The organism is Paenibacillus sp. (assembly GCF_035645195.1).
GTDB lineage: Bacteria > Bacillota > Bacilli > Paenibacillales > YIM-B00363 > Paenibacillus_AE.
In genome coordinates this window covers 69089-77546 of the sequence record NZ_DASQNA010000051.1, presented here as the reverse complement: position 1 = coordinate 77546, position 8458 = coordinate 69089, and the positions used below count along the sequence as shown (strand labels likewise).

At 59.9% G+C, this 8458-nt stretch carries 9 protein-coding genes; 8 read left to right on the top strand and 1 reads right to left on the bottom strand.

Annotated elements, in window-relative coordinates:
• Window positions 1–561 precede the first annotated feature (561 nt).
• From VE009_RS26660 to VE009_RS26625, 8 genes are all read left to right on the top strand, one after another.
• On the top strand, window positions 562–879 hold the full coding sequence (locus VE009_RS26660) for a hypothetical protein (protein ID WP_325013089.1): 318 nt from the start codon (window positions 562–564) through the stop codon (window positions 877–879).
• A 30-nt stretch (window positions 880–909) separates the two neighbouring features.
• Entirely contained in the window at window positions 910–1212 is a 303-nt protein-coding gene (locus tag VE009_RS26655) for a hypothetical protein (protein WP_325013087.1), read from the top strand.
• A gap of 116 nt (window positions 1213–1328) precedes the next feature.
• Window positions 1329–2042: a hypothetical protein gene (locus tag VE009_RS26650; protein ID WP_325013085.1), complete on the top strand. Its 714-nt coding sequence runs from the start codon at window positions 1329–1331 to the stop codon at window positions 2040–2042.
• 15 nt (window positions 2043–2057) lie between these two features.
• The gene (locus tag VE009_RS26645) at window positions 2058–2459 is read left to right on the top strand and encodes a GntR family transcriptional regulator (protein WP_325013083.1); all 402 of its coding nucleotides are present in this window, start codon (window positions 2058–2060) and stop codon (window positions 2457–2459) included.
• Window positions 2456–3352: an ABC transporter ATP-binding protein gene (locus VE009_RS26640; RefSeq protein ID WP_325013081.1), complete on the top strand. Its 897-nt coding sequence runs from the start codon at window positions 2456–2458 to the stop codon at window positions 3350–3352. The genes VE009_RS26645 and VE009_RS26640 overlap by 4 nt, the downstream gene beginning before the upstream one ends.
• Window positions 3353–3358: 6 nt before the next feature.
• Window positions 3359–4267, top strand: coding sequence for an ABC transporter ATP-binding protein (locus VE009_RS26635; RefSeq protein WP_325013079.1), 909 nt, complete (start codon window positions 3359–3361; stop codon window positions 4265–4267).
• Complete coding sequence (locus tag VE009_RS26630; protein WP_325013077.1) at window positions 4260–5522, top strand: ABC transporter permease; 1263 nt, start codon at window positions 4260–4262, stop codon at window positions 5520–5522. Before VE009_RS26635 ends, VE009_RS26630 begins: the two co-directional genes overlap by 8 nt.
• Before the next feature lie 166 nt (window positions 5523–5688).
• Window positions 5689–6870 (top strand): benzoate/H(+) symporter BenE family transporter, encoded by a 1182-nt coding sequence (locus VE009_RS26625; protein ID WP_325013075.1) that lies wholly within the window; start codon window positions 5689–5691, stop codon window positions 6868–6870.
• 35 nt (window positions 6871–6905) lie between these two features.
• Here the strand turns inward: VE009_RS26625 and VE009_RS26620 are convergent, their stop codons facing one another.
• Window positions 6906–8351 (bottom strand): PLP-dependent aminotransferase family protein, encoded by a 1446-nt coding sequence (locus VE009_RS26620; RefSeq protein ID WP_325013073.1) that lies wholly within the window; start codon window positions 8349–8351, stop codon window positions 6906–6908.
• Window positions 8352–8458 lie beyond the last annotated feature (107 nt).

Genomic DNA, 8458 nt, shown 5'->3' with positions numbered 1-8458 from the left:
CCTGCGGCGGCCGCTAGCTCCCGAAGCGCCGCCCCTGCAGCTCGCCCTCGGGCGAATAGCGAGCTTTTCGCACTAATAGCGAGTTTAGACTCGCTAATAGTGCAGAAAGCTCGCTAATTTTTTGCGGCGGCGGGGGGGCGTCGGGCGTCCGAGGCTCGGAGCCCGATGCGGGAAGCCGGCGCACCAGAGACGGCGCCTACTCGCCTGCGGCGGCCGCCTAGCTCCCGAAGCGCCGCCCCTGCAGCTCGCCCTCGGGCGAATAGCGAGCTTTTCGCACTAATAGCGAGTTTAGACTCGCTAATAGTGCAGAAAGCTCGCTAATTTTTTGCGGCGGCGGGGGGCGCCGGGCGTCCGAGGCTCGGAGCCCATGCTGGAAACCGGCGCACCAGTGACGGCGCCTACTCGCCTGCGGCGGCCGCTAGCTCCCGAAGCGCCGCCCCTGCAGCTCGCCGCCTTGACAATATTCCCCATTCCGCCTACAATGGCGGCAGTGAAGCACACGTGTAACCGGGAGTCCCCCGGCGGAACGTGTGCTTATTTCATTTTTTGGGGGAATCAGCGGTGCATCCTGCAACTCAGCGTTACGTGGAACAGGTCGACAGTCAAGCCAAGTTGAACAAAAGAAATCCGCTGAACGGATTAGCGATCCTTTTTTTAGATCAAGTGTGGGGCCCGGTGTTCGATTATCGATTCGAGGGGCTTGAAGCGGAGATGCCGTTCCGAGACTTTCGGGGGAAGCAGCGGTACGCCGACTTCCGTTACACTGACGGAATCGTTCGAACGGCCATCGAGCTGGATGGGTATACGACGCATGCGAAGAACATTTCATCGGCAGAATTCGACGATCATTTGGAGCGGCAGAATGATTTGCTGCTGTAAGGCTGGTTTTTGCTTCGGTTTTCGTCGGGCATGGTCATCGAAAAGCCGGAGGTGTGCAGGCGGCAGCTGATGCAGGCGCTCGGCAGGTGGCATTACTTGAGGACAGGAGGATTGGCGGAGGAAGGCGCGGGCATCTGGCATTACCGGAAGCAGCGAATCGTACGCATCGCGCTGCGTCAAGGCGGTTACGTGCGGCCGAAGGATGTCGCCCAAGCATTCGAGATTAGCAGTCATACCGCTTCGGAATGGTTGCGCAAGCTCGCGTGCGAAGGATGGCTGGAGCCGAACGGCGGCAGGCAGCGAGTTACGGGATACCGCATTCGGCACGCATGACTTACTTAGCGAGGAAACCAGCTATTGACAATGCAAAAGCTGGAATGCTACTGTGTATATAGATATACACACATACATACAGGGTGAGCTTCTGTACAAGCGAGAGGAGAGACAGAATGCTGCAGGATGCGTTATTCCTCGTGAAAAGCCAGTGGCGTTATGCGAGAGCCGGATTTGTGTTTACTTTAGTGTTTTACGCGGTGTACGGCGGGATCGCGGGAATGTTGTTGAATCGAGCGCAAGAGGAGTCGACGCTGACCGTCATGTCGGACATTATCTTGGTCACGTTCATGTCGGCGGTAGGCTTTATTTACTCCAAGGGATATTTGAATAACCCGTATTGGCGCAACGACTCGTTCACGAAAACGTTGGCGGTGCTCCGCTCGCTGCCGATTCCGGTCGAGACGCTCGCTTGGAGCCGGTCGATCCAAATTCTCTTGATTTCTCCCATTTCGACGATCGCCTTCTTCGGCGCGTTCTATGCGGCAAGCGACTGGGCGAAGACGCTGGACGCCACCGCGTTCATTGCTTTTGTCCTCGTTTGGTTCGCATTCGGCAACGTCTGCAGCGGGTGGTTTGTCCTTGCAGAGTGGGGGACCAGCGGCAAAAGGTACCTGTGGCTGTCAATCGCAGCGATAACGTTCCTCATCGCCGCGGTCGTCGCGCTCGCGCTGACGACGGGGCAATCGATCGCCTTCGCGGTCGGCGGGGCGATGGAAGGCAGCGGGCGCAAAGTCTGGCCGCTTCTCGCGTTGGCCGCGGCCGCGCTCGCGCATCGGTGGATGCGGCAGCGGCTGAAGCGGTCGCTGCTCGGCAGGGATTTCGCATGAGGGGCGGTGACGGGCATGCCATTGCCGATTCGCGTCTCGCATGACAGCGCGGAACCGCTCTATCACCAAATCGCCGCGCAAATCAAATCGCTCATCCTGAGCGAACAGCTGCCGGCCGGCACGATGCTGCCCTCGATCCGAGAGCTCGCGGTCTCGACGGAATGCAGCGTCATTACGATTCGCCGGGTATACCACGACTTGGAAAACGAGGGGCTCGTCAAGACGAGGCAAGGAACCGGAACGTTCGTAGCCGAGGTGGAAAGCGAGCGGAAAGGCCGCTACCGGCTTGAAGCCGTGCGCGAAACGTTAACGCAGGCGCTCGAGAGGATCAAGCTGTCCGGGCTTCCCGAACGGGATATCCGGGAGGCGTTCGAGCAGGCGCTGCGCCGCGTATACGAAAGGGAGGAACTGAAATGACGCCGGTATTAGAGCTGCATCAGGTCGAAAAGCGGCGCGGAAGCTTTCGCCTCGGCCCGATCGACTTAGCGGTAGAAAGCGGCATGGTCGCCGCGCTGGTCGGACCGAACGGATCGGGCAAATCGACGCTGTTCCGCACGCTGATGGGTCTGATCCGACCGGACCGCGGAGAAGTGCGCTTGTTCGGCGAACCGCTGGATCCGGCCAACGACGCGGCTGCGAAAGCGCGCATCGGCTACGCGGCCGAGCCGTTCGCGCCGCTTGACGACCAAATGACGGTGGAGCAATGGGGCAAGTTCGTCGCCCGGTGGTACCCGTCGTGGGACGAACCGACATGGAAGCGCCTCGTCGAACGATTGGAGCTGGAACCGGACAAGAAGCTGAAGGAGCTGTCGGCCGGCACGGCGAAACGGCTCGACTTCGCGCTGGCCCTCTCCCGCGATCCCGAGCTGCTGCTGCTGGACGAACCGTCTTCGGGCCTCGATCCGTTCGCATGGCGCATTATGATCGACGAAATGCAGCGTTACATGGAGCCGGGGAACCGCACGGCGTTCATCGCCACGCACAGCATGGAGGAAGTGCGGCGGCTCGCCGACGTGATCGTATTTATGTACCAAGGTCAGATGATCGGGGTATATGAGAAAGATAGTTTGCTTGCGGAGTGGAAAACGATGTGGGTGCAGGACGACGCGGAACGCGTCCGCCAGCTGCCCGGCGTCGTATCGGCCGAACCGACGGCCCGCGCCGACGTCGTCCGGATCGTGACGCGGGAGGCGGAACGCGCGGAAGCGGAGCTGCGCCTGCGCGGAACGCCGCCGCTCGAAATGCGGGCGGTCGAGCTGGAAGACATCTTATGGCACTTGATGGAACAAAACCAAAACGGGAGCGTGTAAAACGAGATGCAGCGGCTGCGGCTAACGCAAGTTGTCAAGCGGTACGGGGACAAAACGGCGGTGGACGGCGTTTCGTTCGAGGCGGAGCCGGGCGAAATATACGGGCTGATCGGTGCGAACGGCGCCGGCAAAACGACGACGATGCGGATGATTCTCGGGCTCATTTTCCCGGATGAAGGGACGATTTCGTACGGAGGAGAGCCGTATTCGAAACATCTGAAATGCCGCTTCGGCTATTTGCCGGAAGAACGAGGGCTGTACCCGAAGGTGAAGGTCAGCGATCAAATTTTGTATTTGGCGGAGCTGCGCGGCGTCAAGCGGTCTGCGGCGGATCGCGCTTTGAAGGAGTGGCTGGACCGATTCGGCGTGCCTGAGCATTACGGGCGCAAGGTGGAGGAGCTGTCCAAAGGCAACCAGCAAAAAATCCAATTCATCGCGGCCGTCATCCATAACCCCGATTATTTGATTTTGGACGAGGCGTTCAGCGGGCTCGACCCGGTAAACGTGGAGCTGCTCAAAGAAACGATCGCCTCGCTTCGGGACGAAGGGAAGACGATCGTCTTCTCCAGCCACCGAATGGAGCATGTGGAGGAGCTGTGCCGCAGCGTCACCGTGCTCGATCGCTCCAGGGCGGTGCTGCAGGGCGACCTGCGCAGCATCAAGAGCCGGTTTCCGAAGGAGCGAGTGACGCTGGCGACGGCGCGTCCGATGGAAGGATTGGAGCGCATCGACGGCGTGCTGAGCGTGAAGGCGCACGAGAACGGCTACGACATCCGCGTGACCGACGAAGCGGCGGCGCAGCGGGTGCTGCATCATGCGGCGGCTGCGAACGTCGTGACCCGTTTCGAAATGAACGAGCCGTCATTGCATGACATTTTCATCCGGACGATCCAAGGAGCGAACCGACATGAATAAGCTGTTGACCGTCATTAAATTTACATACGGGAACGCCGTCAAACAGCGGTCTTTCCTCATATCGACGGCGATTTTCGCCGTTATCTTGACGGCGTTGAGCCATTTGCCGTCGATGATGGCGGCAATCTCCGAGGACGACGGGCCGAAACGGGTCGCCCTCGTGCACGAGAACTCGGCGCTGCTCGACGCGATGAATGCGTACTTCGAGGGTACCGCCGCGGAACCGGCCGTCGTCGTCGTGGCCGCCGCTTCCGAAGAGGAGGCGAGACAGGGCGTCGAAGCGAAGGAGCTGGAGGGGTACCTCGTGCCGACCGGCGAGACGAATGCGAACGGCATACCCGCCTTCGCGTACAGGTCGAAAGACGCGCTGCCGCTTGTCGTCGGCGACTTGGCGGCCGCCCTGCAGGCGGCGAGCCAGAAAGCCGCGAAGGACGGCATCGGGCTGACCGAGGAGCAAGCCGCGAAGCTGTTCGCCCCCGTGGACATTGCGCCGGTTCAGCTGACGTCGAGCGACGAAGGGAAGAGCAGCTCGGAAATTCAGCTTGCCTTCGGGCTTGTATACGTGCTCTTGTTCCTGCTATATATGGGCGTCATCGGATACGGTAACACCGTCGCCACCTCGATCACGGCGGAGAAAAGCTCGCGCGTCATGGAGCTGCTCGTTTCCAGCGTGTCGCCTCTCATCCAGATGTTCGGCAAAATCATCGGCATCAGCTTCGTCGGCCTGACGCAGCTGCTGTTCTTCTTGGCCGTCGGCGCGGCGAACTTGACGCTGTCGCAGAACAGCAACCCGCTGCTGACGGGCCTCCAATTGCGCCTGACGGACATCGATCCGATGCTGCTTGTATACTTTGTAATTTTCTACTTCCTCGGGTATTTCATTTACTCGACGGCGTTCGCCGCCGTCGGCTCGCTCGTCAGCCGGACGGAGGAAGTTGGCCAAGTGATTATGCCGGTGACGCTGCTCATTATCGGGGCGTTCTTCGTGGCGATGTACGGGCTGACGAACGCCACCTCGCCGTTCATCGTCGTCATGTCGTTCGTGCCGTTCTTCTCGCCGCTCGTGATGTTCCTGCGCATCGGCCTCACGGACCCGGCGCCGTGGGAAATCGCGCTCTCGATCGCCATCTCCGCTGCGGCGGTGTTCGGCATGGGCTGGCTGGCCGCGAAAATTTACCGCACCGGCGTGCTGATGTACGGCAAGCTGCCGTCGGTGCGCGAGCTGCGAAGAGCGATGAAGGCGTTCGACGCGTAGCCGGGGGCCCTTGATTTGTCTGCCGCTGTTTCTTGATTCAAGCCGAATTTGGACGGGGAGAAGAAGCGGCGGAGCGGATGGCGACGGGAAGCTCGAGTTCCGTTACTATGTATTCAGGATCCTTACGCCAAGGTTGCATAAGAGACTAGCGAGGGGAGGCGACAGGATGAAGTTTCTTACGACCGGGATCGTGTCCGCGCTGTTGGCTTGTACCGGGGGCGCCATGTTATTAATTCAAGCAGCCGAGAGCGCGGGGTTGTCCGACGAAGCGAAGCTTTCCTGGATCTTTTCGGTGTATGTGATCGGGGGACTGCTGAATACATTCTTGACGTTAAAGTTCAAGATTCCTTTCGCGGGGGCCCACTCGATTACCGGCATCGCGTTCATTGGCACGATTGCGGCGGATTACTCTTGGCCGGTATTAGCCGGAGGCTTCGTCCTCTCGGGTGCGATTATTGTGGCGGCAGGCGCTTCGGGCGTGTTCTCTAAGACATTCCAGGCGATCCCGAAGCCCATCATCGACGCTCTGCTGGCAGGACTTCTCCTGACGTATATCCTCGATATCGTGCCTGCCGCCGTCAAGCTTCCGATCAGCGGCATCCTCGCCGTCGCGGGTTACTTCTTGCTGCCGCGGCTGACGAACCTGCTGTCGCCTCCGATCTGGGCTATGCTTATGGGGGGGACCGGACTGCTGTTGGAACGCGGACTGCCTGCCCGCGCCGCGGTATACGCCGATTACGCGTTTCCGAGCCTGCTGATTCCTGAATTTACATGGGTCGGATTGTTCTCCATCGCCCTCCCCTTATCGCTGCTCGTCATGAGCAACGATTTGGCGGTCGCCTTCGCCGCTTTGAAGAGTCAGCAACTGGATCCTCCCGTTAACCGGGCGATGGCCGCGTCCGGCTTGGCGAGCGCCGCAGCCGGGTTGTTCGGGGGACACGCCGCCACCGTCGGAGGGATGATGACCGCGCTGTGCAGCAGTCCGGAAGCGGGGGACCTGTCCTCGCGACGGAAGGCCGCCTGCGTTTCGAACGGCATCGTCATCGTTTTCGGGCTGTTTTCGTGGAAGATGATCGAACTCATTCAAATGCTCCCGGCGTCTTTCGTTGCCTTAATGACGGGATTTTCGATCTTGGGTTTATTCGTGAACTCCATGAAATCAACGCTGCAACACCGTACATACCGCGCTGCCTCGGCGGTGACGTTCGCGATCGCCGCGCTTCACTTTAGCGTACTGGGCGTTTCGACGCCGGTGTGGGCCTTATTGGCCGGACTGTTGACTTGGCGGTTGTCCAGCGGGATGAAGAGAGACATGGCGGCGGCGAACATCGATGGCGGGAATTCGTAACATGTGAAGAAGCCGCCCTGCTGGACGGCTTCTTGCTATATGCGGCGTTCGTACGTCGCGCGCAGCGCTTCGGCGAACCGAAGGACGCCGGTTTCGATGTCCTCCTCCGGAGGGCGGGCGTAGGAAAATCGGACGTACCCCGCCTCAGAGCCGTAAACGGAGCCGGGAACGAACAGGACCGCTCTCTTGATCCCGTTCTCCAGGAGATGTTCGTCGTTCGCGGGCTCGACGAGCTTGCACCAAAGGTTCAGCCCGCCTTTCGGAATCTCGAACGAAAGCAGATCGGGCAGCTCGCTGCGCAGCGCATCGACAAGGAGATCCCTTCTCCGCTTCAGCGACGCTCTGAGATGCTGCATGTGCTTATCGACTTCGTGCGACTGCAGCAGATGAGCCGCGATCCACTGCGGAAAGATGCTGAGTCCGAAGTCCATCTGCAGCCTGGCGTCCGCCAGCCGGTGAATGACGGATTGCGGCGCGACCATCCACCCGATGCGCAGGCCGGAAGCGGCCACTTTGGACAACGATCCGATATAAATGACGCTCCCGTTCCGATCCATCGTTTTCAGCGGCGGCGGAGAAGGCTCGTCGAACGAGGTGAGGCTGAACGGGTCGTCTTCGACGATCGGAATGCCGAGCTGTTCGCATACGTCCAGAACGGCGGCTCTGCGTTCGGGGCTAAGGACGATGCCGGTCGGGTTCTGGTAATTAGGGTTGAGAAACACCATACGAATTCGGTGCTGTAGGTACAGCTTGCGGATGTCGTCGGGATGTACGCCGTACTCGTCCACGGGCAGTCCATACAGACGGAGACCTGCGGATTGGAACATCGGCAGCGAGTAGTTGTACGACGGATTTTCGATGGCAATGGCATCCCCGGGGCTTAACAGGCATTGCGTGATCAAGTACAGCGATTGCTGCGACCCCGAGGTGACGAGGATCGATTCGTCCGTCGCGTGGATTCCTCGCTGTTCCTTGAGGTAAGATGTTAAGGAGATGCGCAAAGGGAGAAAACCCTGAGGTTCGCCGTAATTCAGCGGTTCGCGGAACGGTTCGTTCGCGAGAATGGCCTGTATGGAATCGTTCGGGGACAAGTCGGGCGACAGTTCTCCGCTGGCGAAGTTGATGAACGAATCGCCGCGCTGGATGCCTTCCCGGATTCGGCGCATGAAGGGGAGGTTCGGCAAGAACGTGCCGCCTTCCACGTAGCGGTTCCAATTCGGCGTCTGTTTCGGGGCCATGCCCCATTTATGTTTGCTGACCCGGGTACCGCTGCCGGTCATGCTTTCGATCATTCCGGAGGCGCGCAGCTCTTCGTAGGCTTGTACGATCGTGCTGCGGTTGACCCCGAGCTGCTCCGCCAGCTTTCGCTCGGACGGCAGGAGACTGCCCGGGGGGAGCTCGCCGAACGAGATGCGCTGTTCGATATGTTCGGAAATTTGAAGATACAGAGGTTTCTTGCTAGTTCGATCCGGTTTCCACAAAGCGCGGCACCCCCTAGGGATAAGATAGTTTTATTGTATCAATGAACCGCGTCCAGCGATGCGGCTGCTCGTTGCGGAATGTTGACGGAGTTGTTTCGATTCGTTGA